21 protein-coding genes are annotated in these 26,007 nt (G+C 64.9%); 14 read left to right on the top strand and 7 right to left on the bottom strand.

What is annotated here, in order from left to right; genetic code table 11:
* The first annotated feature begins 8 nt into the window (after positions 1-8).
* The 6 genes from QMX96_RS03800 (at position 9) to gcvP (ending at position 8,694) form a co-directional block, all read left to right on the top strand.
* On the top strand, positions 9-1,226 hold the full coding sequence (locus QMX96_RS03800; protein WP_167400227.1) for a 2-octaprenyl-3-methyl-6-methoxy-1,4-benzoquinol hydroxylase: 1,218 nt from the start codon (positions 9-11) through the stop codon (positions 1,224-1,226).
* A gap of 105 nt (positions 1,227-1,331) precedes the next feature.
* Entirely contained in the window at positions 1,332-2,333 is a 1,002-nt protein-coding gene (locus tag QMX96_RS03805; protein ID WP_043863409.1) for an extracellular solute-binding protein, read from the top strand.
* A 151-nt stretch (positions 2,334-2,484) separates the two neighbouring features.
* Positions 2,485-4,107, top strand: coding sequence for an iron ABC transporter permease (locus tag QMX96_RS03810; protein ID WP_043863410.1), 1,623 nt, complete (start codon positions 2,485-2,487; stop codon positions 4,105-4,107).
* A gap of 118 nt (positions 4,108-4,225) precedes the next feature.
* The gene (gene gcvT / locus QMX96_RS03815) at positions 4,226-5,308 is read left to right on the top strand and encodes a glycine cleavage system aminomethyltransferase GcvT (protein ID WP_282361198.1); all 1,083 of its coding nucleotides are present in this window, start codon (positions 4,226-4,228) and stop codon (positions 5,306-5,308) included.
* Positions 5,309-5,353: 45 nt separating this feature from the next.
* Positions 5,354-5,737, top strand: a complete 384-nt coding sequence (gene gcvH, locus QMX96_RS03820) for a glycine cleavage system protein GcvH (RefSeq protein WP_043863412.1) — start codon at positions 5,354-5,356, stop codon at positions 5,735-5,737.
* 83 nt (positions 5,738-5,820) lie between these two features.
* Entirely contained in the window at positions 5,821-8,694 is a 2,874-nt protein-coding gene (gcvP, locus tag QMX96_RS03825) for an aminomethyl-transferring glycine dehydrogenase (RefSeq protein WP_104572817.1), read from the top strand.
* Positions 8,695-8,756: 62 nt separating this feature from the next.
* Here the strand turns inward: gcvP and QMX96_RS03830 are convergent, their stop codons facing one another.
* The 5 genes from QMX96_RS03830 to QMX96_RS03850 form a co-directional block, all read right to left on the bottom strand.
* Positions 8,757-9,071, bottom strand: a complete 315-nt coding sequence (locus tag QMX96_RS03830; RefSeq protein ID WP_043863414.1) for a DUF2388 domain-containing protein — start codon at positions 9,069-9,071, stop codon at positions 8,757-8,759.
* Between the two features lie 71 nt (positions 9,072-9,142).
* Positions 9,143-9,592, bottom strand: a complete 450-nt coding sequence (locus QMX96_RS03835; RefSeq protein ID WP_054915507.1) for an NfeD family protein — start codon at positions 9,590-9,592, stop codon at positions 9,143-9,145.
* Between the two features lie 2 nt (positions 9,593-9,594).
* Positions 9,595-10,515 (bottom strand): SPFH domain-containing protein, encoded by a 921-nt coding sequence (locus tag QMX96_RS03840; protein ID WP_043863416.1) that lies wholly within the window; start codon positions 10,513-10,515, stop codon positions 9,595-9,597.
* A gap of 83 nt (positions 10,516-10,598) precedes the next feature.
* Entirely contained in the window at positions 10,599-12,341 is a 1,743-nt protein-coding gene (locus QMX96_RS03845) for a GspE/PulE family protein (RefSeq protein WP_058541757.1), read from the bottom strand.
* Between the two features lie 89 nt (positions 12,342-12,430).
* Positions 12,431-12,772 (bottom strand): hypothetical protein, encoded by a 342-nt coding sequence (locus tag QMX96_RS03850; RefSeq protein ID WP_043863418.1) that lies wholly within the window; start codon positions 12,770-12,772, stop codon positions 12,431-12,433.
* Between the two features lie 126 nt (positions 12,773-12,898).
* On the opposite strand from QMX96_RS03850, the gene QMX96_RS03855 reads away from it, so the two are divergent.
* On the top strand, positions 12,899-13,363 hold the full coding sequence (locus QMX96_RS03855) for an Lrp/AsnC family transcriptional regulator (protein WP_043863419.1): 465 nt from the start codon (positions 12,899-12,901) through the stop codon (positions 13,361-13,363).
* 3 nt (positions 13,364-13,366) lie between these two features.
* Here the strand turns inward: QMX96_RS03855 and QMX96_RS03860 are convergent, their stop codons facing one another.
* The gene (locus tag QMX96_RS03860; RefSeq protein WP_054915510.1) at positions 13,367-14,734 is read right to left on the bottom strand and encodes a CYTH domain-containing protein; all 1,368 of its coding nucleotides are present in this window, start codon (positions 14,732-14,734) and stop codon (positions 13,367-13,369) included.
* Between the two features lie 120 nt (positions 14,735-14,854).
* On the opposite strand from QMX96_RS03860, the gene argE reads away from it, so the two are divergent.
* Together argE and argA are read left to right on the top strand one after the other, a co-directional pair.
* Entirely contained in the window at positions 14,855-16,012 is a 1,158-nt protein-coding gene (gene argE / locus QMX96_RS03865) for an acetylornithine deacetylase (protein ID WP_258660402.1), read from the top strand.
* Positions 16,013-16,136: 124 nt separating this feature from the next.
* Positions 16,137-17,435: an amino-acid N-acetyltransferase gene (argA, locus tag QMX96_RS03870; protein WP_043863422.1), complete on the top strand. Its 1,299-nt coding sequence runs from the start codon at positions 16,137-16,139 to the stop codon at positions 17,433-17,435.
* A gap of 75 nt (positions 17,436-17,510) precedes the next feature.
* Here the strand turns inward: argA and QMX96_RS03875 are convergent, their stop codons facing one another.
* Entirely contained in the window at positions 17,511-18,887 is a 1,377-nt protein-coding gene (locus tag QMX96_RS03875; protein ID WP_043863423.1) for a glutamine synthetase family protein, read from the bottom strand.
* Positions 18,888-19,490: 603 nt separating this feature from the next.
* Here QMX96_RS03875 and QMX96_RS03880 point away from each other — a divergent pair.
* From QMX96_RS03880 to potA, 5 genes are all read left to right on the top strand, one after another.
* Positions 19,491-20,849, top strand: a complete 1,359-nt coding sequence (locus tag QMX96_RS03880; protein ID WP_043863424.1) for a glutamine synthetase family protein — start codon at positions 19,491-19,493, stop codon at positions 20,847-20,849.
* A 48-nt stretch (positions 20,850-20,897) separates the two neighbouring features.
* On the top strand, positions 20,898-22,256 hold the full coding sequence (locus QMX96_RS03885) for an aspartate aminotransferase family protein (RefSeq protein ID WP_282361199.1): 1,359 nt from the start codon (positions 20,898-20,900) through the stop codon (positions 22,254-22,256).
* A gap of 169 nt (positions 22,257-22,425) precedes the next feature.
* Positions 22,426-23,523, top strand: coding sequence for a polyamine ABC transporter substrate-binding protein (locus QMX96_RS03890; protein WP_043863426.1), 1,098 nt, complete (start codon positions 22,426-22,428; stop codon positions 23,521-23,523).
* Positions 23,524-23,687: 164 nt separating this feature from the next.
* Entirely contained in the window at positions 23,688-24,782 is a 1,095-nt protein-coding gene (locus tag QMX96_RS03895; protein ID WP_043863427.1) for a polyamine ABC transporter substrate-binding protein, read from the top strand.
* A 58-nt stretch (positions 24,783-24,840) separates the two neighbouring features.
* Entirely contained in the window at positions 24,841-25,983 is a 1,143-nt protein-coding gene (potA, locus tag QMX96_RS03900) for a polyamine ABC transporter ATP-binding protein (protein ID WP_043863428.1), read from the top strand.
* Positions 25,984-26,007: the final 24 nt, after the last annotated feature.

Here is a 26,007-nt window from a genome sequence, read left to right on the forward strand (position 1 = left end):
GCATGGAAATGCGCGCAGATCTGTTGATTGTCGGTGCCGGAATGGTCGGTAGCGCCCTGGCCCTGGCCTTGCAGCACAGTGGCCTGGACATCCTGCTGCTCGACGGCAGCCCCCTGACGGTCAAGCCGTTCGATGCACAGGCGCCCTTCGAGCCGCGAGTCAGCGCGCTGTCGATGGCCAGCCAGCGCATCCTCGAGCGCGTGGGCGCCTGGCAGCACATCCGCGAGCGGCGCCTGAGCCCGTATTCGGACATGCACGTGTGGGACGGCAGCGGCACCGGGCAGATCCACTTTTCGGCCGCCAGCGTGCACGCCGAGGTGCTCGGCCACATCGTCGAGAACCGCGTGGTGCAGGACGGTCTGCTGCAGCGCCTGCACGACAGCGAGATCGGCCTGCTGGCCAACGCCCGCCTGGAGCAGATGCGCCGCAGTGGCGACGACTGGCTGCTGACCCTGGCCGATGGCCGCACCCTGCGCGCGCCGCTGGTGATTGCGGCTGACGGCGCCAACTCGGCGGTGCGCCGCCTGACCGGCTGCCAAACCCGTGAGTGGGACTACCTGCACCACGCCATCGTGACCAGCGTACGCTGTGCCGAGCCGCACCAGGCCACGGCCTGGCAGCGCTTCACCGATGACGGCCCGCTGGCGTTTCTGCCACTGCTGCGCGACGGCCAGCAGCACTGGTGCTCCATCGTGTGGTCGACCACGCCTGCGCAGGCCGAGCGCCTCATGGCCCTGCCGGACGAAGCCTTCTGCGCCGAGCTGGAGCGGGCCTTCGAGGGCCGCCTGGGCACGGTGCTGGCGGCCGACCCACGGCTGTGCGTACCGCTGCGCCAGCGCCATGCCAAGCGCTACGTGGCCGAGGGCCTGGCGTTGATCGGCGATGCGGCACATACCATTCACCCGCTGGCCGGGCAGGGCGTGAACCTTGGCTTTCTGGACGCGGCGGTGCTGGCCGAAGTGCTGCAGCATGCCCATGAGCGCGGCGAGCGCCTGGCCGACGTGCGCGTGCTGAGCCGCTACGAACGACGGCGCATGCCGCACAACCTGGCCTTGATGGCCGCAATGGAGGGTTTCGAGCGCCTGTTCCAGGCCGACCCGCTGCCGCTGCGCTGGCTGCGCAACAGTGGCCTGAAGTGGGTGGAGCAACTGCCGGAGGCCAAGGCGCTGTTCGTGCGCCAGGCGCTGGGGCTGAGCGGCGACCTGCCGGAGCTGGCACGGGCCTGAGGCGGCACCGCAACATCTGGTAACTCCTCCCTTGGCAGTTCGGTTGAGAAGGCAAATGGCATTCACTACCATTTGCGCCTCTCCCGCATTCCGAGGACCGCCTTCATGTTGCCACGCAAGCATCTACTCGCCGCCCTGGCGCTCACCCTGCTGGGCGGTACCGCACAGGCGGCGGACGAGGTGGTGGTGTATTCCTCGCGCATCGACGAGCTGATCAAGCCGGTATTCGATGCCTACACCAAGGAAACCGGGGTCAAGGTCAAGTTCATCACCGACAAGGAAGCGCCGTTGATGCAGCGCATCAAGGCCGAGGGCAGCAACGCCACGGCCGACCTGCTGCTGACCGTGGATGCCGGCAACCTCTGGCAGGCCGAGCAGATGGGTATCCTGCAGCCGATCAAGTCGGCCGTGATCGACGCCAACATTCCCCCGCAGTATCGCGCTTCGTCCCATGACTGGACCGGCCTGAGCCTGCGCGCACGGACCATTGCCTACGCCACCGACCGGGTCAAGCCCGAGGAGCTGAGCACCTACGAGGCGCTGGCCGGCAAGGAATGGGAAGGGCGCTTGTGCCTGCGTACCGCCAAGAAGGTCTACAACCAGTCGCTGACCGCGACCCTGATCGAAACCCACGGCGCCGAGAAGACCGAAGAGATCCTCAAGGGCTGGGTGAACAACCTGTCCACCGACGTGTTCTCGGATGACGTGGCAGTGCTCAAGGCCATCGAGGCCGGGCAGTGCGACGTGGGCATCGTCAATACCTACTACTATGGCCGCCTGCACAAGGAGCAGCCGCAACTGCCGATCAAGCTGTTCTGGCCCAACCAGGCCGACCGTGGCGTGCACGTCAACCTGTCGGGCATCGGCTTGACCCGGCACGCGCCGCACAAGGAGGCCGCGATCAAGCTGGTGGAGTGGATGACCGGACCGCAGGCGCAGAAGATCTTCGCCGATGTGAACCAGGAGTTCCCGGCCAACCCCAAGGTGGAACCTTCGGCAGAAGTGGCGGCGTGGGGCAAGTTCAAGGCCGACAGCCTGCCGGTGGAAGTGGCGGGCAAGCGTCAGGCTGAAGCGATTCGCCTGATGGATCGGGCTGGCTGGAACTGAGCGCAAGGCTTTATTCTTGCGGGGCCCCTGTCGGGGCCCATCGCGGGTCAAGCCCGCTCCTACAGGGATCACCGTGGCCCTTGTGGGAGCGGGCTTGACCCGCGATAGACCGCAACGCGGTCGCTCTCACCTTCGCCAGAGATCTCCCCCCGTGTCACACCCCGCCCAACGCCGCTGGTACCCCCTGGTCTTCACCGTCTGCGCGCTGGTGCTGCTGCCGCTGAGCGTGCTGGTGCTGTCGTGGCAGAGCATCGACCTGCAGATCTGGTCGCACCTGCTCGACACCCAGATGAGCCGCCTGTTGGGCAACACCCTGACCTTGATCCTCGGCGTGGGCGTCGGCGTCACCGTGCTGGGCGTGAGCCTGGCCTGGCTCACCAGCCTGTGCGAATTCCCCGGCCGACGCTGGCTCGACTGGGCATTGATGCTGCCCTTCGCCATCCCCGCCTATGTGCTGGCGTTCGTCTTCGTCGGTTTGCTGGACTTCTCCGGCCCGGTGCAAACCCTGCTGCGCGAATGGTTCGGCCCCATGCGCCTGCCGCGCGTGCGCTCCACCGGCGGGGTGATCATCGTGCTGGTGCTGGTGTTCTACCCCTATGTCTACCTGCTGGCACGTACCGCCTTCCTGGCCCAGGGCAAGGGCCTGATGGAAGCGGCGCGGGTGCTCGGGCAATCGCCGCTGCAAGCCTTCTGGCGCGTGGCCCTGCCCATGGCGCGGCCGGCGATCGGCGCGGGCGTGGCGCTGGCGCTGATGGAAACCCTGGCCGACTTCGGCGCGGTGGCCGTGTTCAACTTCGACACCTTCACCACCGCCATCTACAAGACCTGGTACGGCTTCTTCAGCCTCTCCAGCGCCGCCCAGCTCGCCAGCCTGCTGCTGCTGGCCGTCATGCTGGTGCTGTACGGCGAGCGCCGGGCCCGCGGTGCGGTACGCAGCAGCAACGAGCGGCCCCGGGTGGCGGCGCTGTACCACCTGCGTGGGGTCAAGGCGCTGGCTGCCAGCAGCTGGTGCCTGCTGGTGTTTGCCTGCGCGTTCGTTATCCCGGTGCTGCAGTTGCTGGTGTGGTTCTGGCAGCGCGGGCGTTTCGACCTCGACGAGCGCTATGGCGCGCTCATCCTGCATACCCTGTACCTGGGCGCCATGGCTGCGCTGATCACCGTGGCGGTGGCACTGCTGCTGGCGTTTGCCCGACGCCAGGCCCCCACCCGCGTGGTGCGCGCCGGGGTCAGCCTGGCCAACCTGGGCTACGCCTTGCCCGGCTCGGTATTGGCGGTGTCGATCATGCTGGCCTTCAGTTACCTCGACAACCAGCTGGTGGTGCCGCTTTCGAGCTGGCTTGGCGGTGCCGGCCGCCCGCTGCTGATGGGCAGCCTGGCGGCACTGCTGTTGGCCTATCTGGTGCGCTTCATCGCCGTGGCCTACGGCCCCTTGGAAAACAGCCTGGGGCGCATTCGGCCCTCGCTGCCGGAGGCCTCGCGCAGCCTCGGGGTCAGCGGCCCGCGATTGTTTTTCAAGGTGTATCTCCCGCTGCTGGTGCCGGGTGCGCTGAGCGCAGCGCTGCTGGTGTTCGTCGATGTGCTCAAGGAGATGCCCGCCACCCTGCTGATGCGCCCGTTCGGTTGGGACACCCTGGCGGTGCGGGTATTCGAGATGACCAGCGAGGGCGAGTGGTCGCGTGCCTCGCTGCCGGCGTTGACGCTGGTGCTGGTGGGGCTGCTGCCGGTCATCGGTTTGATAAGGCGTTCGGCGCGTCACCCGGGTCAGAGTCACTGAGGGTGTAAGGCTGCGCCCTTGCGGCTACAATGCGCGGCATTCGCTGCGGCCGATCAGCACCGGGTAGCTGAAACGCTGCCCTCAGCCGCAGCCTCGCCACGCCCGGAAGGAGAAACCCATGGGACAGCGTACGCCTCTTTATGACCTGCACCTGGCGCTTGGCGCCAAGATGGTCGATTTTGGCGGTTGGGACATGCCCCTGCATTACGGCTCGCAAGTCGAGGAGCACCACCAGGTGCGCCGCGACTGCGGGGTCTTCGATGTCTCGCACCTCACCGTGATCGATGTGCACGGCGCCCAGGCCACGCCCTGGCTGCGCTGGTTGCTGGCCAACGATGTAGCCAGCCCGAATGCCCACGGCAAGGCCCTGTACAGCACCCTGCTCAACGAACAGGGCGGTGTGATCGACGACCTGCTGGTCTACCGCACCGACGACGGCTACCGCCTGGTGGCCAACGCCGCCACCCGCGACAAGGACCTGGCCTGGCTGCAGGCCCATATCGGCGACTACGACGTGCAGGTGCGCGAGCGTCCCGAACTGTCGATCTTCGCTGTGCAGGGCCCGCATGCGCGGGACAAGCTGGCCGAACTGGTGAGCAGCGACCGTGCGGCGCTGATTCGTGAACTGGCCCCCTTCGAAGGCCGCAGCAGTGGCGACTGGTTCATCTCGCGTACCGGCTACACCGGCGAAGACGGCCTGGAGATCACCCTGCCGGCAGAGCAGGCCCCGGCGTTCTTCAACGACCTGGTCGGCGCCGGTATTGCCCCCAGCGGGCTGGGCGCGCGCGATACCTTGCGCCTGGAAGCGGGCATGACGCTGTACGGACAGGACATCGACGAGGCACACTCGCCACTGACCTCCAACCTGGCCCACAACATCGCCCTGGAACCGGCCGACCGCGAGTTCATCGGACGCCGTGCGCTGGAGGCCGAACAGGCCGCAGGCGTGCAGCTGAAACTGGTCGGCCTGGTGCTCGAGGAACGCGGTGTGCTGCGTGCGCATCAGGTGGTGCGAATCGCACAGATTGGCGAAGGGGAGATCACCAGTGGTAGTTTCTCTCCTACGCTGAGCAAGGCGATTGCCCTGGCCCGCGTGCCGGTGGCTACCGCCGACCGCGCCGAGGTGGAAATTCGCGGCAAGTGGTACCCGGTACGGGTGGTCAAGCCGACCTTCGTGCGCCAGGGCAAGATCCTGATCTGAATTCATTCCGGCGGGCCGACCGCTGACCTGTTGAGGAAAGACACTATGAGCAATATCCCCGCCGACCTGCGTTTTGCCGAGAGCCACGAGTGGGCCAGGCTGGAAGCCGACGGTACCGTCACCGTGGGCATCAGCGACCACGCCCAGGAAGCCCTGGGCGACGTGGTATTCGTCGAACTGGCCGAGGTCGGCAAGGTGTTCGCGGCCAAGGACGCCGCCGGGGTGGTGGAGTCGGTGAAAGCCGCTTCGGATATCTACGCGCCGGTCAGCGGCGAAGTGATCGCGGTCAACGAAGACCTCAGCGACAGCCCTGAGAACCTGAACAACGATCCTTACGCCAGCTGGATCTTCAAGCTCAAGCCGTCCAACCCGGCAGAGCTGGAGCAGTTGCTGGACGCCGCCGGCTACAAGGCCGCCATCGGCGAGTAGTTTTTCCCGCACGAACGGCAATCCCTTCCTAGACTCAATAAGCCTCGACCCCTCGAGGCTTGGTCTTGGAAGAGAGAGCCGCTATGTCCCAGTCGCCGTCCCTGAGCCAACTGCACGATCCCAACCCGTTCCTGCGTCGTCATCTTGGCCCGGATGCGGCCGAGCAGCAGGCGATGTTGCAGGCCCTGGGCCTGAGCAGTCGCAGTGAACTGATCGAGCAGACCGTCCCGCCGGGCATTCGCCTGAACCGCCCGCTGGAACTGCCCCCGGCGCTTGATGAACAGGCCGCCCTGGCAAAACTGCGCGGTTACGCCGAGCAGAACCAGGTGTGGACCAGCCTGATCGGCATGGGGTACCACGCTACCCTGACGCCCACGGTGATCCTGCGCAACGTGCTGGAGAACCCCGGCTGGTACACCGCCTATACGCCGTATCAGCCGGAGATCGCCCAGGGTCGCCTGGAGGCGCTGCTCAATTACCAGCAGATGGTCATCGACCTGACCGGGCTGGACCTGGCCAATGCCTCGCTGCTCGACGAAGCGACGGCCGCTGCCGAAGCCATGGCTCTGGCACGGCGCATGGCCAAGTCGCGCAGCAATGCGTTCTTCGTCGATGAACATTGCCACCCGCAGACCCTGTCCGTATTGCAGACCCGCGCCGAGGGCTTCGGCTTCGAGCTGATCGTCGATGGGCTGGACAACCTGGACAAGCACCGGGTGTTCGGCGCGCTGCTGCAATACCCCAACACCCACGGCGGGGTGCACGACCTGCGCCCGGCCATCGAGCAGCTGCATGCCCAGCAGGCGCTGGCCTGCGTCGCCGCCGACCTGCTGAGCCTGGTGCTTTTGACCCCGCCGGGCGAGCAGGGCGCCGACGTGGTGCTCGGCTCGACCCAGCGCTTTGGCGTGCCCATGGGCTACGGCGGCCCGCACGCGGCCTACTTTGCCTGCCGCGACGACTTCAAGCGCGCCATGCCAGGGCGCATCATCGGCGTTTCCAAGGACGCGCGCGGCAACCTGGCGCTGCGCATGGCCCTGCAGACCCGCGAACAGCACATCCGCCGCGAGAAGGCCAACTCCAACATCTGCACCGCGCAGGTGCTGCTGGCCAACATCGCCGGGTTCTATGCCGTGTACCACGGGCCCGAAGGGCTCAGGCGCATCGCCCAGCGGGTGCACCGGCTCACGGTGATCCTGGCTGCCGGCCTGCAAGCCAAGGGGCTCAAGCGCTTGAACGAGCACTTCTTCGACACCCTGACCCTGGACGTCGGCGGCAGCCAGACCGCGATCATCCAGAGCGCCGAGGCCGCGCAGATCAACCTGCGCATCCTGGGCCGCGGGCACCTGGGCGTAAGCCTGGATGAAACCTGTGACGAGGCCACGGTGCTGCGCCTGTTCGGCATCTTTCTGGGCGCCGACCATGGGCTGAGCGTGGCCGAGCTGGATGCCCAGGCGCAGCACAGCGGCATCCCCGACGCCTTGCAGCGCCAGTCGGCGTTTCTGACGCACCCGGTGTTCAACCTGCACCACAGCGAAACCGAGATGCTGCGTTACCTCAAGCAGCTGGAGAACAAGGATCTGGCCCTCAACCAGTCGATGATCCCGCTGGGCTCGTGCACCATGAAGCTCAACGCCAGCAGCGAGATGATCCCCATCACCTGGCCGGCCTTCGCCAACCTGCACCCGTTCGCGCCGCTCACCCAGGCCCAGGGCTATACCGCGATGATCGACGAGCTGGAGCGCTGGCTGTGCGCGATCACCGGTTTCGATGCCATCTGCATGCAACCCAACTCCGGTGCCCAGGGTGAATACGCGGGGCTGCTGGCGATCAGCAAGTACCACCGCAGCCGCCAGCAGGGTCAGCGCGATATCTGCCTGATCCCGGCCTCGGCGCACGGCACCAACCCGGCGTCTGCGCAGATGGCCGGCATGCAGGTGGTGATCGTGGAATGCGATGTGGCGGGCAACGTCGACCTGGTCGACCTCAAGGCCAAGGCCCTGGCGGCGGGTGAGCGCCTGGCCTGCCTGATGGCCACCTACCCGTCGACCCACGGCGTGTACGAGGAAGGCATCAGTGAGATCTGCGAAGTTATCCACAGCCACGGTGGCCAGGTGTACATGGATGGCGCCAACCTCAATGCCCAGGTCGGGTTGGCGCGGCCGGCGGACATCGGTGCCGATGTATCGCACATGAACCTGCACAAGACCTTCTGCATTCCCCATGGCGGTGGCGGGCCGGGCATGGGCCCGATCGGCGTGCGTGCACACCTGGCACCGTTCGTGGCCAGCCATCCGGTGGTGCCGGTGCCCGGGCCCGACCCGCAGAACACCGCGGTCAGTGCGGCGCCCTGGGGCAGTGCGAGCATCCTGCCGATCAGCTGGATGTACATCGCCATGATGGGGCCGCAACTGGCCGATGCCAGCGAGGTGGCGATCCTGTCGGCCAACTATCTGGCCCAGCAGTTGGGCGGCGCGTTCCCGGTGCTGTACCGCGGGCGCAATGGGCGGGTGGCGCATGAGTGCATCCTCGACCTGCGGCCCTTGAAGACGCTGACCGCCATCACCGAAGAGGATGTGGCCAAGCGCCTGATGGACTACGGGTTCCATGCGCCGACCATGTCGTTCCCGGTGCCGGGCACCTTGATGGTGGAGCCGACCGAGAGCGAGTCCAAGGCCGAGCTGGACCGCTTCGTGGAGGCGATGCTGAAGATTCGGGCAGAGATTGCAGAGGTGCAGAACGGCAACTGGCCAGCCGAGGACAACCCGCTCAAGCGGGCGCCGCATACCTTGGCGGATGTGCTGGGGGTGTGGGAACGACCTTACTCGATCGAGCAGGGTGTTGCGCCGAGCCACCATGCGCGGCTGCACAAGTACTGGCCGGCGGTGAACCGGGTGGACAACGTGTACGGGGACCGCAACCTGTTCTGTGCGTGTGTGCCGGTGGAGGATTATCGCTGAGGCCAGGGCCTCGTGGCCGACAAGGCTGGCTCCTGTAGGAGCCGGCATTGCCGGCGAGGTGATTACTCGGTCACGGCATTCTGCGCCAGGATCGCATTGGCCAGCTCCATGTCGCTGACCTGCAGCCCTGGCTGCTCGGCACGCACACGCTGCATGGCAGCCTCAAGATACGGCCCGCTGATCTGGCCGTTGCTGGCCACATAGCTGCTGGCATCTTCCTGCGCCGCCACCACCAGCTTGTGGTCCTTGAAGGTCAGGTAGGTGGAGCCGGTGGTGGCACCGGACGAAATCACATCACGCCAGAAGCCATCAGCCATCGCCGAGCCAACCGGCAGCGACAACAAGGCAAGGGTGGCAACCGCAAGTTTGACGCGCATGGGGCTTACTCCAGTGTGGGGGCTATTATGGTGCGTTGGATCGTGATTTCCCCAGGCAAGTTCCCCAGGGCCTACGGTGCGGGGCCAACCTGCAGTATCGCGCCGTCCTGCGACAGCACTTGCACCGGGGTGCCCACCGGCAGGTCCGGCCCGCGGACCATCCACACCCCGTCGCCGACCTTGATCTTGCCGCGACCGCCCACGATGGCCTCCTGCACCACGAAGGTCCGGCCGATCAGTTCCTGGCCGCGCATGTTCAGCCCCGGCGCATCGCTGGGGCTGGCATTGCTGCGCTGACGGTGCCACCAGAACACTGCGGTGAATACCGACAGCAGGCCGAACAGCAGGAACTGCAAGGTCCACGGCAGCTGCGGGACGACGAAGGTGATCACGCCCACGCCCGCCGCCGCCACCCCGATCCACAGCAGGTAGCCGCCGGCGCCGAACACCTCCAGGATCAGCAGCAGCGTACCGAGCGCCAGCCAGTCCCAGAACGACAGGTGTTGCAGGTAGTCCCACATGCTCAGCCCTTCTTGCCGTCGAAGGTGGCCCGCACGATTTCGCCGATGCCGCCGACGGCGCCGATCACCTGGCTGGCCTCCAGCGGCATCAGCACCACCTTGCTGTTGTTGGCCGAGGCCAGCTTGCCCAGCGCGTCGACGTATTTCTGCGCCACGAAGTAGTTGATGGCCTGCACGTTGCCGTTGGCGATGGCCTCGGACACCACCTGGGTGGCGCGGGCTTCGGCTTCGGCCTGGCGCTCGCGGGCCTCCGATTCCAGGAAGGCCGCCTGACGCTCACCCTCGGCCTCGAGGATCTGCGCCTGTTTCTTGCCTTCGGCGGTGAGGATGGCAGCCGCCCGCAGGCCCTCGGCTTCGAGGATCTGCGCACGCTTGACCCGCTCGGCTTTCATCTGCCCGGACATGGCGGCCATCAGGTCGGCCGGCGGGCTGATGTCCTTGATCTCGATACGGGTGATCTTGATGCCCCACGGTGCGGTGGCTTCATCCACGGTGCGCAGCAGGCGCTCGTTGATGGCGTCGCGCTGGCTGAGCATGGCGTCCAGTTCCATGGAGCCGAGCACGGTACGGATGTTGGTCTGCAGCAGGTTGCGGGTGGCGTGCTCGAGGTTGTTGACCTCGTAGGCGGCCTGCGCCGTGTTGACCACCTGGAAGAAGCACACCGCATCGATCTGCACGGTGGCGTTGTCGGCGGTGATGACTTCCTGCGGCGGGATGTCCAGCACGCTTTCCATCATGTTGATCTTGCGCCCGATGCGGTCCATCACCGGCACGATGATGTTGAGGCCCGGCTTGAGGGTGGTGGTGTAGCGGCCAAAGCGTTCCACGGTCCACTGGAAACCCTGCGGCACCACCTTGAACCCCATGAACACCAGCGCCAGGGCCAGGCCCACGAATAACAGCATTACCATTCCGATTTGCATGACGTTTCCTTGGTCAGCAGGACTGAAAGTGCGCAAGCTTGGCATGTGGTCAGCTGTGCAGGCCAGCGCCGGATCATTTCATTTCATGCAGTAACGCGAATCACTTCTGTCAGTGTAGTCAGCCCTGCGGCGACTTTTTGCGCGCCGCTGGTGCGCAGGCTGCCCAGCCCCTCGGCCCGGGCCTGGCGGCGCAGGTTTGCCAGGTCGACGTCGCCCGACAGCTGCTCGCGCAGCCGTGGGCTCACAGGCAGCAGCTCGAACAGGCCGGTGCGGCCCCGGTAACCGGTGTACCGGCAATCGCGGCAGCCTTCAGCCTGGCAGGTAGCGGTGGGCAGCGGCGCCTGCGGGTCGAGTTCGCGCCAGTGCGCCATGTCGAGCGGCTGCGCCACCTTGCACGCCGGGCACAGCGTGCGCACCAGGCGCTGGGCCAGCACGCCGACCAGCGTGGCACGGATCAGGTACGGCGCGATGCCCAGTTCCAGCAGGCGCCCGACGGCGCCGCAGGCATCGTTGGTGTGCAGGGTCGAGAGCACCAGGTGGCCGGTGAGCGCGGCCTGGATCGCCACCTGCGCGGTGTCGGCATCGCGGATCTCGCCGATCATGATGATGTCCGGGTCCTGGCGCAGCAGCGCACGCACACCGTTGGCAAAGCCCAGGTCGATGCCGGGCTGCACCTGCATCTGGTTGAAGGCCGGCTCGAGCTGTTCGATCGGGTCTTCGAGGGTGCACAGGTTGACCTGTGGCGTGGCCAGTTGCTTGAGGGTGGCGTACAGGGTGCTGGTCTTGCCCGAGCCGGTCGGCCCGGTCACCAGGATGATGCCGTGGGGCTGGCGCAGCATCGCCTGCCAGTGCTGCAGCGCCTCGCCGTCCAGGCCCAGCTGGGTGAAGTCCTGGTGCAGCAGGTGCGGGTCGAAGATACGCAGTACCAGTTTCTCGCCGAACGCGGTGGGCAGGGTGGCCAGGCGCAGTTCGACCTCGGCGCCGGCGGCCGAGCGGGCCTTGATGCGGCCATCCTGCGGGCGGCGCTTTTCCGCGACGTTCATGCGCCCCAGGCTCTTGAGCCGGCTGACCACCGCCAGGGTCACTGCCGGCGGGAACTGGTAGGCCGGGTGCAGCAGGCCGTCGATGCGCAGGCGCAGGTGGCCCTGGTCGCGGCGCGGCTCGATGTGGATATCGCTGGCGCGCTGCTCGAAGGCGTACTGCAACAGCCAGTCGACGATGCCGACGATGTGCGTCTCGTTGGCATCGACGTCGCCTGCGCTGTTGCCCAGGTCGAGCAGTGCCTCGAGGCTGGCGCCGTCGGGCCCGGGCACGGCCTGCTGGCTGGCACCACTGACCGAGTGGGCCAGGCGAAACACCGCCTGGCTCAGCTCACGGATCTGCACCGGGCTGGCCAGCACCCGCTGCACCCTGCGTTGCAGCACCTGCCCAAGGTCGCGCTCCCAGCTGCGTACGTAGGGCTGGGCGCTGGCGACGGTCACCGTGTGGGCATCCACCGCGATGGCCAGAATCTGGTGACGCCGCGCGAATGCGGCCGACATCAGCCCGCCGAGGCTGGCTGCCTGCAGTGCCAGGGGGTCGATGCGCACATGGCGCTGGCCGGCCTGGCGGCCCAGCCATTCGCCCAGGGCATCGAGGTCCAGGGTATGGCCGGGGCGTTGCAGGTCGTTCAGGCCGCGTCGGGCGATGCGCTCCAGCGGATGTGTGGGTTCATTGGCGGCCTGCGGCCAGGGGCGCGCACAGGCGGGGCTGATGCGTTGCTGGGCGAGCAGTTCGGCGAGCAGGGTGTCGAGGTCGAGCCAGCGATCGGGCGGCGTGGCAGGCATGGGGCTTCCTTGCGAAGGTCGGGCGGCCAGCCAAGGCTAGCTGCCAGCGGACCACAGGGCCTGTCGCAAGGGTTGCCGGATTTTTCTGTTCAGCGTGCCTGCTGCAACGGCATGCGCGAGGCCGCCAGGGGCTCGACGCTGACCTGGGCGACACAGATCAGGTTGCGCATTTTCTGTGCAATCAGTTCGGCGCGGTGCCAGCTCAGGCCGGCTACGCCGATCTCCAGGTTCAACAGGTCGTCCTGCTGCTGCATCTGTACCTGGTGCGGGGTAAGGAACTGCAGGGCAAACAGGTTGAGCACGCGGCACAGGCTGTCCGGCTCGGCTTCCACCTGCAGGCTGTAGCGCACGCTGCTGTGCGCAGCATTGGCGGCCCAGACATCGCTGCGCAGCGGGGTGACGGGGCTGTCCAGCCGTTCGTGGGCGCTCATGGGAAATCTCCGGTTTCGATGGAGGAATTTTTACATCTTCAACCGGGTATTTTTTCTCTATGATCGAGCGATCTGCGCAATCTGCGCATTGTTCAATTCATTAATGGCGCCTTGAGGGGATAAAACATGCAAAGCCAACTGGACGCCTACGACCGACGTATCCTGGCTCTGCTGCAGGAGGATGCGTCGCTGTCCAGCGCACAGATTGCCGAACGGGTCGGCCTGTCGCAGTCGCCGTGCTGGCGGCGGATCCAGCGGCTCAAGGAGGAGGGGGTGATTCGCGGGCAGGTGACCCTGCTCGATCGCAAGAAGATCGGCCTGAACACGCAGATTTTCGCCGAGGTCAAACTCAACGCCCACGGGCGGACCAACTTCGCCGAATTCACCGAGGCGATCCGCGAGTTTCCCGAGGTGCTGGAATGCTATGTGCTGATGGGCGCAGTGGACTTCCTGCTGCGCATCGTCACCCCGGACATCGAAGCCTACGAACGGTTCTTCTTCGAAAAGCTGTCGATGGTGCCGGGGATCCAGGAGGTCAACTCGATCGTGGCCTTGTCCGAAATCAAGTCCACGACCAGCTTGCCGGTGTAGCCGTCACTTGCGCAGCAGGTGCTTCCAGCCGCGGCTCTGGAACACCGCCATGGCCTGATGCACACGGGCTTCGAGCACGTCGTCGCTGATTGGCAGGCTGGCCAGTTCGTGCAGCTTGTTCAGCTCGCCGAACAGGCGGTCCAGGTCGGGGCTTTCCAGCACCTGGCGTGCATGGTGCAGCCAGGCCAGCAGGCGCTCGATGCGCGGCAGCTGTTCGGCCAGGTCTTCAGGCTGGCGGTGGTACAGCGGCAGTTGCAGCGCGTTGGCTTCGTCCGACAGCAGCACCTTGAGCCAGTTGCCCAGTTGCGCAGCGCCCTGGCGGTCGCCACGCTTGTTGCGCTCGACGGTCCAGCCACGGGCCAGCAGCCAGCGCGAGGTGTCCAGCGAGAACTGGCCCCAGCGGGTGTCGAGCAGTTCTTCGGCAAACTGCTCGGGCGCCGCGCGGCGCACGTCTTCGTCGTCGTTGCCGGCCAGCACCAGCGGGCGCCAGTCCTCGAGCAGGGCGTCGAGGCTGGCACGCAGGGCGCTGGTGGTCGGGCGCGGCGCGGCCTGGCCCAGGCTGCCGAGCAGGGCGCGCAGTTCGGCCAGGCTCTGGACCCAGTCCTGCAGCAGGCGCCAGTGTCCGTTGAACAGGTACTGCTCGGCCAGGCGCTGGCTGCTGCCCAGCAGATGCCAGGCCAGTGCCGCGAAGGCATCGTCCAGCGGCATCTCGGCGTTCAGTTCAGCAGGCGGCAGGCTCACGGCGAAGCTCGAGGGGTCGAGCAGGCGGTAGCCGCGTTCGGCCTTGCTGATGTCGCACGGCATCAGCGGCAGGCTGGCGGCCAGCTCGGCGGCCAGTTCCAGCAGTGCGGCCGGGTCGCCTTCACGCAGTTCCAGCTCAAGCTCGCAGATGGCTTCCTTCTGCTTGCCGGCCACTACATGGCCCAGGTCCAGCGCAGCCTCGATGACCACCTTGGCCTTGCCACGGCCCCAGGCGATTTCGGCGTACTCGCGGGTGAAGTCGGTACTGAACAGCGGCTTGATGGTTTTCTTGTCCAGGTCGGCCAGCTCGGCCGGCCATACCTGCTCGTCGAGCTTCTTGAGGTCGAGCTTGGCCTTGGGCAGCTGCCATTCGTGCTCGTTGCGTACCGACAGCCCGGCGGTGCTGTGGCCACGGGCCTTGAGGGTCTGGATCACCACGTCGCCGTCACGGCGCAGGCGCAGGGCCACCTTGGCCGCGGCCAGGTCGCGTTCTGGGGTATCGAAATATTGATTGAGCAGCTCGCGCTGCTGCCAGCCGGACTTGTTGCGCTTCTTCAGCAACGGGTGTTCGCGCAGGGCAGCGAGGGTCTCGCGGCTGACCCGCAGTTTGAGTTCGGTTTCTTTGTTCATTGCTGGCAGGCTCGATGACTGGGTGCGTCTTGGCCGTGCAGTGTACAGGAGTCGGCCGCTGACGGTTTATTCCAGGTGCCCGATAGCCCTATGATGGGCCTCGTACCGAGGAGAATGCGCATGCCTTTGCCGCCGCTCAAAGACCAGTTCGCCGCCCTGATCGCCACGCCGTCGGTCAGTTGCACCCAGCCGAGCCTGGACCAGTCCAACCGCGCGGTGATCGACCTGCTGGCCACCTGGCTGGGTGACCTGGGTTTTGCCTGCGAGCTGCAGGAGGTGACGCCGGGCAAGTTCAACCTGCTGGCCAGCTACGGCAGCGGCCCCGGTGGCCTGGTGCTGGCCGGGCACAGCGACACGGTGCCCTATGACCCGCAGCTGTGGCAGACCGATCCGCTCAAGCTGACCGAGGTTGACGGGCGCTGGGTGGGCCTTGGCAGTTGCGACATGAAGGGCTTCTTCGCCCTGGTGATCGAAGCGGTACGCCCGCTGCTCGAGCAGCCGTTCAGGCAGCCGTTGCTGATCCTGGCCACCTGCGACGAGGAAAGTTCGATGTCCGGCGCCCGCGCCCTGGCCGATGCCGCCCGCCCGCTGGGCCGTGCAGCGGTGATCGGCGAGCCGACCGGGCTGCGCCCGATCCGCCTGCACAAGGGGGTGATGATGGAGCGCATCGATATCCTCGGGCGCAGCGGTCATTCGTCCGACCCGAGCCTGGGCCACAGCGCCTCGGAGGCGATGCATGCGGTGATGGGCGAGCTGATGGGCCTGCGCCGGCAATGGCAGCAGCAGTACAGCAACGCCCAGTTCAGCGTGCCGCAGCCGACCATGAACTTCGGCTGCATCCACGGTGGCGACAACCCCAACCGTATCTGCGGGCAGTGCGCCCTGGAATTCGACCTGCGCCCACTGCCGGGGATGGACCCCGAAGTGCTGCGTGCGGCGATCCGCAGCAAGCTGGCGCCGCTGGCCGAACAGCACCAGGTGAAGATCGACTACGCGCCGCTGTTTCCCGAGGTGCCGCCGTTCGAGCAGGCCGCCGACGCCGAACTGGTGCGCGTGGCCGAGCGTCTTACCGGGCATACGGCCGAGGCGGTGGCCTTTGGTACCGAGGCGCCTTATCTTCAACGTCTGGGCTGCGAAACCCTGGTGCTGGGCCCCGGCGACATCAGCTGTGCCCACCAGCCGGGCGAGTACCTCGAAATGTCACGCCTGGAGCCTACCGTGCGTCTATTGCGTGAGTTGATCGGGCATTATTGCCTCAACCCGGTAATTGCCCGCTGATTTCAACCGTTTTTACCCAAGGAGAATGCGCGTGACGCCAGACCTGTTGCGACGATAACCCTTCGAGCGCTGTGTGCTTTTCCGTTCTTGTCCTTTTTTCCACAGGTTTCTACAGGCTCTGGTTATGCCCGAATACGTCAATTGGCTGCGTCATGCTTCGCCTTACATCAATGCCCACCGCGACTGCACCTTCGTGGTCATGCTGCCCGGTGACGGGGTCGAGCACCCCAACTTCGGCAATATCGTCCACGACCTGGTGCTGCTGCACAGCCTGGGCGTGCGCCTGGTGCTGGTGCACGGTTCGCGCCCGCAGATCGAAAGCCGCCTGGCCGCCCGCGGCCTGAGCGCGCACTACCATCACGGCCTGCGCATCACCGATGCGGCCACCCTGGAATGCGTGATCGACGCGGTCGGCCACCTGCGCATCGCCATCGAGGCGCGCCTGTCGATGGACATGGCCGCGTCGCCGATGCAGGGTTCGCGCCTGCGCGTGGCCGCCGGCAACCTGGTCACGGCGCGCCCCATCGGCGTGCTCGAAGGCGTCGATTATCACCACACCGGCGAGGTGCGCCGGGTCGATCGCAAGGGCATCAATCGCCTGCTCGACGAGCGCTCCATCGTGCTGCTGTCGCCGCTGGGCTATTCGCCCACCGGCGAGATCTTCAACCTGGCCTGCGAAGACGTCGCCACCCGTGCGGCCATCGAGCTGGGGGCCGACAAGCTGCTGCTGTTCGGCGCCGAGCGCGGGCTGATGGATGAGAGCGGCAGGCTGGTGCGTGAGCTGCGCCCGCAGCAGGTGCCGGCGCATCTGCAGCGCCTGGGCTCGGACTATCAGGGCGAGCTGCTGGACGCGGCCGCCGAAGCCTGCCGTGGCGGTGTGGCGCGCAGCCACATCGTCAGCTATGCCGAGGACGGTGCGCTGCTCACCGAGCTGTTCACCCGCGACGGTGGCGGCACGCTGGTGGCTCAGGAACAGTTCGAGAAGGTGCGCGAGGCGGCCATCGAGGATGTCGGCGGCCTGCTGGACCTGATCAGCCCGCTGGAAGAGCAGGGCATCCTGGTGCGGCGTTCGCGCGAGGTGCTGGAGCGCGAGATCGAGCAGTTCAGTGTGGTGGAGCGCGAGGGGATGATCATTGCCTGCGCGGCGCTGTACCCGATCGCCGATTCGGAGGCGGGCGAGTTGGCGTGCCTGGCGGTGAACCCGGAATACCGGCATGGCGGGCGTGGCGACGAGTTGCTGGAGCGCATCGAGACGCGGGCGCGGGAGATGGGCTTGAAGACCTTGTTCGTGCTGACGACGCGCACGGCGCACTGGTTCCGCGAACGCGGCTTCGTGCCCAGCGAGGTGGAGCGGCTGCCTGCGGCGCGGGCTTCGCTGTACAACTACCAGCGCAATTCGAAGATCTTCGAGAAGGCGCTTTAAGGGCTTCGCCGGCGAGGCCGGCTCCTACACGGTCACATCGACCCTGTAGGAGCCGGCCTTGCCGGCGAATGGACCTTACACGGTGTGCAGGTACCAGTTGTACTCAAGGTCGGAGATGGAGTGTTCGAACTCCTCCAGCTCGCTTTCCTTGCAGGCCACGAAGATATCGATGTACTTCGGATCGATGTACTTGGCCATGATCTCGCTGTCGTCCAGCTCGCGCAGTGCATCACGCAGGTTGTTCGGCAGGCTCTGCTCGTTCTGCTCGTAGGAGTTGCCCACCATCGCCGGGCCCGGTTCGACCTTGTTGGTCAGACCGTGGTGCACGCCCGCCAGTACGGCTGCCATCAGCAGGTACGGGTTGGCGTCGGCACCGGCCACACGGTGCTCCAGGCGCACGGCGTCCGGCGTGCCGGTCGGTACGCGCAAGGCCACGGTACGGTTGTCCAGGCCCCAGGTCGGGGAGTTGGGCACGTAGAACTGGGCACCAAAACGGCGGTACGAGTTGACGTTCGGGCACAGGAACGCCATCGACGCCGGCAGGGTCTCGAGCACACCGCCGATCGCGTGACGCAATGCGGCGTTCTGCTCGGGATCCTCGCTGGTAAAGATGTTCTTGCCATCCTTGTCCAGCACCGAGATATGCACGTGCAGACCATTGCCCGCCTGGCCAGGGTACGGCTTGGCCATGAAGGTGGTGTCCATCTCATGGTCGTAGGCGATGTTCTTGATCAGACGCTTGAGCAGTACCGCGTAGTCGCAGGCCTTGATCGGGTCGGCCACGTGGTGCAGGTTCACTTCGAACTGCGCCGGGGCACTTTCCTTGACGATGGCATCAGCCGGGATGCCTTGTTCCTTGGCACCTTCCAGAATGTCCTGCAGGCAGTCGACGTACTCGTCGAGGTCGTCGATCAGGTACACCTGGGTGGAGATCGGACGCTTGCCCGAGATCGGCGAGCGCGGCGGCTGCGGACGGCCGTTCACGTTCTCCTGGTCGATCAGGTAGAACTCCAGCTCGAACGCGGCGCAGATGGTCAGGCCCAGGTCGTCGAACTTGCTCACCACCTGGCGCAGCACTTCACGCGGGTCGGCGAAGAACGGCTCGCCCTCGAGTTCGTGCATGGTCATCAGCAGCTGCGCGGTAGGGCGCTTCTGCCAGGGCTCGTTGGAGAGGGTGCCGGGGATGGGATAGCAGATACGGTCGGCATCGCCGATGTCCAGGCCCAGGCCGGTGCTTTCGACGGTGGAACCGTTGATGTCCAGGGCGAAGAGGGAGGCCGGCAGGTTGATGCCTTTCTCGTAAACCTTGTGCAGGCTCGTGCGTTCGATGCGCTTTCCACGCACCACACCATTCATATCTGCAATCAGAAGGTCAACGTAGAGAACCTCAGGATGTTCCTTAAGGAACGCGTTCGCTTCGTTAAGCTGAACGGCACGCGGGGGTACCGACATGATGCAACACCTTTGTTGTTAAAAATATCAATCAATGGGGGCTTGCAGGTTCAGTCAACGCGAAAGCCCTGCTGAAGTCAAGCCAGCCCCATCATGCCCTAAAACGGCGCTGAAGCGGCATTTTTGCTGCAAATGAGGGCGTCGACAAGGCCTGCTTTGGTAGCGAGACAGCGACTTTGAGCGGGCCGTATTCTATTTTTTACAGGGGTGTTGTGTAAAAAAATGAACAAGGCTAAGCTCGGTTGCAACCCATAACAGCAATAATACCGGGGGTTACATGTCTCGCCAGCCGACAATCGGCGTCACCGGCCGCACCGCGCGGATCGGTCTGCACGCCCGCCGCACCCACGGCAGATACCGCGTGGCCGTGCGCCGCCACCTGGCCGCAATAATTGACGGCCTGGGCTGCATGCCCGGTATCGCACCCTCTTCTGTAATCGACTGCCACCACTATAGCCGGCCAGGCGGCCCAGCGGGTATTGCCCTGCGCGTTCGCCCCGTGGCAGGTGCTTTGCTTTAGCGTCGTGCGGCATCCAGAATGAGCAGGACGGCCCAGCCTGGGCGTCCTGACGTCAGTCCAGACATTTACCTCCTGAGGTATTTATGAGTAACAACCTCGACCAGCTCACCGATTGGTTGAAAGAGCACAAGATCACCGAAGTCGAGTGTCTGATCAGCGACCTCACCGGTATCACGCGCGGCAAGATCTCCCCCACCAACAAGTTCATTGCCGAAAAGGGCATGCGTCTGCCCGAAAGTGTGCTGTTGCAGACGGTGACCGGCGACTACGTCGACGATGACATCTATTACGAGCTGCTCGATCCGGCCGACATCGACATGATCTGCCGCCCCGACGAGAACGCGGTATTCCTGGTGCCATGGGCCATCGAGCCCACCGCGCAGGTGATCCACGACACCTACGACAAGCAGGGCAACCCGGTCGAGCTGTCGCCGCGCAACGTGCTCAAGAAGGTCTTGAAGCTCTACGCCGACAAAGGCTGGCAGCCGATCGTGGCGCCGGAGATGGAGTTCTACCTGACCAAGCGCTGCGAGGACCCGGACTTCCCGCTGCAGCCGCCCATCGGTCGCTCCGGTCGCCCCGAAACCGGTCGCCAGTCGTTCTCCATCGAGGCCGCCAACGAATTCGACCCGCTGTTCGAGGACGTCTACGACTGGTGCGAACTGCAGCACCTGGACCTGGACACGCTGATCCACGAGGACGGCACCGCGCAGATGGAAATCAACTTCCGTCACGGCAACGCGCTGTCGCTGGCCGACCAGATCCTGGTGTTCAAGCGCACCATGCGCGAGGCCGCGCTCAAGCACAACGTCGCCGCCACCTTCATGGCCAAGCCCATGACCGGCGAGCCGGGCAGTGCGATGCACCTGCACCAGAGCATCATCGACGTGAACACCGGCAAGAACATCTTCTCCAACGAAGACGGCAGCATGAGCCAGCTGTTCCTGCACCACGTCGGTGGCCTGCAGAAGTTCATCCCGTCGGTGCTGCCGCTGTTTGCCCCCAACGTCAACTCGTTCCGCCGCTTCCTGCCCGACACCTCGGCGCCGGTGAACGTGGAGTGGGGCGAGGAGAACCGCACCGTGGGCCTGCGCGTGCCGGATGCCGGCCCGCAGAACCGGCGTGTGGAAAACCGCCTGCCCGGCGCCGACGCCAACCCTTACCTGGCGATTGCCGCCAGCCTGTTGTGCGGCTACATCGGCATGGTCGAAGGCATCAACCCCAGCGCGCCGGTCAAGGGTCGCGGTTACGAGCGGCGCAACCTGCGCCTGCCGCTGACCATCGAGGACGCCCTTGAACGCATGGAGAACTGCAGCGCGCTGGAGCCGTACCTGGGCAAGAAATTCATCGCAGGCTACGTCGCCACCAAACGCGCCGAGCATGAAAATTTCAAACGCGTGATCAGCTCCTGGGAACGCGAGTTCCTGCTGTTCGCGGTCTGATAAACCCCGGGGCCGCAGGAGCGCGGCCGTCAGTCATCGGAGAAGCACATGAGCGTCAAGAACCCGCAAACCCGCGAGTGGCAAGACCTGAGTCGTGATCATCACCTGGCGCCGTTCAGCGACTACAAGCAGCTGAAGGAAAAAGGCCCGCGGATCATCACCAAGGCCAAGGGCGTGCACCTGTGGGACAGCGAGGGCAACAAGATCCTCGACGGCATGGCCGGGCTGTGGTGCGTGGCCGTCGGCTACGGCCGTGAAGAACTGGCCGAGGCGGCAGCCAGCCAGATGCGCGAGCTGCCGTACTACAACCTGTTCTTCCAGACCGCCCACCCGCCGGCGCTGGAGCTGGCCCGGGCGATCACCGAGGTGGCCCCTGCGGGCATGAGCCATGTGTTCTTCACCGGCTCCGGCTCCGAAGGCAACGACACCAACCTGCGCATGGTCCGCCATTACTGGGCGCTCAAGGGCAAGCCGCAGAAGCAGGTGATCATCGGTCGGGTCAACGGCTATCACGGCTCCACCGTGGCCGGCGCTGCCCTGGGCGGCATGAGCGGCATGCACGAGCAGGGCGGTACGCTGCCGGGCATCGTGCATATTGCGCAGCCGTACTGGTTCGGCGAAGGCGGCGACATGACCCCGGACGCGTTCGGCGTATGGGCCGCCGAGCAACTGGAGAAGAAGATCCTCGAGGTCGGCGAAGACAACGTCGCCGCCTTTATCGCCGAGCCGATCCAAGGTGCTGGCGGGGTGATCATCCCACCAGAAACCTACTGGCCGAAGATCAAGGAAATCCTCGCCAAGTACGAAATCCTGTTCATTGCCGATGAGGTGATCTGCGGTTTCGGTCGTACCGGCCAGTGGTTCGGTACCGACTACTACGGCCTCAAGCCCGACCTGATGACCATCGCCAAGGGCCTGACTTCGGGCTACATCCCCATGGGCGGCGTGATCGTGCGGGACGAAGTGGCGGCCGTGCTCAGTGAAGGCGGCGACTTCAACCACGGCTTCACCTACAGCGGCCACCCGGTGGCAGCAGCAGTGGCCCTGGAAAACCTGCGGATCCTGCGCGACGAGAAAATCATCGAGCGCGTTCAGGCAGAAACGGCACCGTATTTGCAGAAACGTCTGCGTGAGCTGAACGATCATCCGCTGGTGGGCGAGGTCCGTGGCCTGGGCATGCTCGGCGCGATCGAACTGGTCAAGGACAAGACGACCCGCACCCGTTACGAGGGCAAGGGCGTAGGCATGATCTGCCGCCAGTTCTGCTTCGACAACGGGCTGATCATGCGCGCCGTGGGCGACACCATGATCATCGCGCCGCCGCTGGTCATCACCTGCGAGGAGATCGACGAGCTGGTGGAAAAGGCACGCAAATGCCTGGACCTGACGCTCGAAGCGTTGAAGTGAGCAGGTGCTAGGCTCAGCCTTGGGTTGAATGGCGATCTGCGGCGCACTCTGGTTGAAACCGCGCCGTGGATCTTGCCAGACTAGCGACTGTTTCAGTCGCCCAGCGCTTGCGCCGAACGAGTCGGTCGCTGAACAGATGGTTTCTATAAAAAATTCTGGAGCATTACGCATGAAGAAAATGGGCAAGACGCTGTTGGCCGCTACCCTCGCGGGGTTGATGGCCGGTGCTGTTCAGGCGGACGACAAGGTGCTGCACGTCTACAACTGGTCCGACTACATTGCGCCGGACACCATCGCCAAGTTCGAGAAGCAGTCGGGCATCAAGGTGGTCTACGACGTGTTCGACAGCAACGAAACCCTGGAAGCCAAGCTGCTGGCCGGCAAGTCGGGCTACGACGTGGTGGTACCGTCCAACAACTTCCTGGCCAAGCAGATCAAGGCCGGTGTGTACCAGGAGCTGGACAAGTCCAAGCTGCCGAACTGGAAGAACCTCGACGAAGACCTGCTCAAGGCCGTGGGCGATGCCAGTGACCAGGGCAACAAGCATGCCTTCCCGTACATGTGGGGCAGCATCGGCATCGGCTACAACCCCGAGAAGGTCAAGGCCGCGCTGGGCGTCGACAAGATCGACTCGTGGGACGTGGTGTTCAAGCCGGAAAACATCGCCAAGCTCAAGAGCTGCGGCGTGAGTTTCCTCGACGCACCGACCGAAATGATCCCGGCGGCCCTGCATTACCTGGGCAAGCCGACCAACAGCAAGGACAAGGCAGACCTGAAGGCCGCCGAAGACCTGTTCCTGAGCATTCGCCCATCGGTGGCGTACTTCCATTCCTCCAAGTACATCTCGGACCTGGCCAACGGCAACATCTGCGTGGCCGTGGGTTACTCGGGTGACCTGGAGCAGTCCAAGGCCCGTGCCCACGAAGCGGGCGACAAGGTCAAGCTGGCCTACAGCATTCCGAAAGAAGGCGCCGGCACCTTCTATGACATGGTCGCGATTCCCAAGGACGCCACCAATGTCGAAGCAGCCTACAAGTTCATGGACTTCCTGATGCAGCCGGAAGTCATGGCCGAGATCACCAACGCCGTGCGCTTCCCGAACGGCAACAAGGCAGCCACCGCTCTGGTGGACAAGGACATCTCCGGCGACCCGAGCATCTACCCGTCGGATGAAGTGAAGAAGCACCTGTACGCGATCAGCGACCTGGATGCAGGCACCCTGCGCCTGATCACCCGCAGCTGGACCAAGATCAAATCGGGCAAATAAATCCGGTTTTTCCCGTCAGGCACTGAAAAACAGTGCCTGAACGGGGCTCGAGGGCAAATTCTTTTTGCTCGATGGGTGTATCGAAGGTAAGTTGCGCGCCGGTTTGCCGGTACCGCAGGCGTATTTGCCAAACGACTCGGGCACTTTTGTAGAGGACCTCCCACTTGTCTACTTCACATTTTCGCAAGGCCGTCCTGGCCACAGCGAGCCTGACGCTGGCGATCAGTGTCCAGGCGGCGCCCACGGTGCATATCTACAACTGGTCGGACTACATCGGCCAGACCACCCTTGCGGACTTCGAAAAGGAGACCGGCATCAAGCCGGTGCAGGACGTCTTCGATTCCAACGAAACCCTGGAAGGCAAGCTGCTGGCCGGTCGCACCGGCTATGACGTGGTGGTGCCGTCCAACCATTTCCTCGGCAAGCAGATCAAGGCGGGCGCGTTCCAGAAGCTCGACAAGACGCTGCTGCCCAACTATTCCAATCTCGACCCGGCCCTGATGAAGCGCCTGGAGAAGAACGACCCGGGCAACCAGTACGCGGTCCCCTACCTGTGGGGCACCAATGGCATCGGCTACAACGTCGAGAAGGTCAAGGCCGCGCTGGGCACCGACACCATCGATTCATGGGCCGTGCTGTTCGAGCCGGAAAACATCAAGAAACTCTCCAAGTGCGGCGTGGCGTTCCTCGACTCGGCCGACGAGATGCTGCCGGCGGTGCTCAACTACATGGGCCGCGACCCCAACAGCACCAACCCCAAGGACTACGCCGACGCCGAGAAGAAGCTGCTGGCCATACGTCCCTACGTGACCTACTTCCACTCGTCCAAGTACATCTCGGACCTGGCCAACGGCGACATCTGCGTGGCCGCCGGCTTCTCCGGCGACGTGTTCCAGGCCAAGTCCCGCGCCGAAGAGGCGGGCAAGGGCGTGGAAATCGCCTACGCGATCCCCAAGGAAGGCGGCAACCTCTGGTTCGACATGCTGGCGATTCCCAAGGACGCCAAGAACGTCAAAGAGGCCCACGCCTTCATCAACTATCTGCTCAAGCCTGAGGTCATCGCCCAGGTCAGCGATTACGTCGGTTACGCCAACCCGAACCCCAAGGCTGGCGAACTCATGGACCAGAGCGTGCGAACCGACGCAGCGGTTTACCCACCGCAAGAGGTGCTGGACAAGCTGTACGTCAACTCAGAGTTACCCCCCAAAGTGCAACGTTTGATGACCCGAAGCTGGACCAAGATCAAGTCGGGCAAGTAACTATCCAGGGCCCGTCACGGCAGGGGCGGGCACCAAAATCTTGTTGGGAGTTTCACACATGGCAGTTGCCTCCGGTGCCTATAAGAAAGCCCTAGAAGGCGATCAGCAACCTAAACAGGTGCTGGTCAAGATCGACCGGGTTACAAAGAAGTTCGACGAAACCGTAGCGGTGGACGATGTGTCCCTGGAGATCAAGAAGGGCGAGATCTTCGCGCTGCTCGGTGGCTCCGGCTCGGGCAAGTCCACCTTGCTGCGCATGCTGGCAGGGTTCGAGCGCCCGACCGAAGGGCGGATCTTCCTCGATGGCGTGGACATCACCGATATGCCGCCCTACGAGCGGCCGATCAACATGATGTTCCAGTCCTACGCGCTGTTCCCGCACATGAGCGTGGCCGACAACATCGCCTTCGGCCTCAAGCAGGACCGCATGAGCAAGGACGAGATCGAGGCGCGGGTGGCCGAGATGCTCAAGCTGGTGCACATGACCCAGTACGCCAAGCGCAAGCCGCACCAGCTCTCCGGTGGCCAGCGTCAGCGTGTGGCCCTGGCCCGTTCGCTGGCCAAGCGGCCCAAGCTGCTGCTGCTCGACGAGCCGATGGGCGCGCTGGACAAGAAACTGCGTTCGCAGATGCAGCTGGAACTGGTGGAGATCATCGAGCGCGTGGGCGTGACCTGCGTGATGGTGACCCACGACCAGGAAGAGGCCATGACCATGGCCCAGCGCATCGCGATCATGCACCTGGGCTGGATTGCCCAGATCGGCAGCCCCATCGATATCTACGAAACCCCCACCAGCCGCCTGGTGTGCGAGTTCATCGGCAACGTCAACCTGTTCGAAGGCGAAGTGGTCGAGGACGCCGAGGGCCACGCGCTGATCGCCAGCCCCGAGCTCGAGCGCAAGATCTACGTGGGCCACGGTGTGACCACCTCGGTCGAAGACAAGCGCATCACCTATGCGCTGCGTCCGGAAAAACTGCTGGTGACCACCGAGCAGCCGAGCTTCGAGTTCAACTGGTCCCACGGCAAGGTGCATGACATCGCCTACCTGGGTGGCCATTCGGTGTTCTACGTGGAGCTGCCAGGCGGCAAGATCGTGCAGTCGTTCGTCGCCAACGCCGAGCGCCAGGGCACCCGGCCGACCTGGGATGACCAGGTCTACGTGTGGTGGGAAGACGACAGCGGCGTGGTCCTGCGGTCATGACAGCGCGCAAGCTCAAGCGAGCGT

The sequence above is a fragment of the Pseudomonas sp. PS01300 genome (genome assembly GCF_029960155.1).
Classification (GTDB): domain Bacteria; phylum Pseudomonadota; class Gammaproteobacteria; order Pseudomonadales; family Pseudomonadaceae; genus Aquipseudomonas; species Aquipseudomonas palmensis.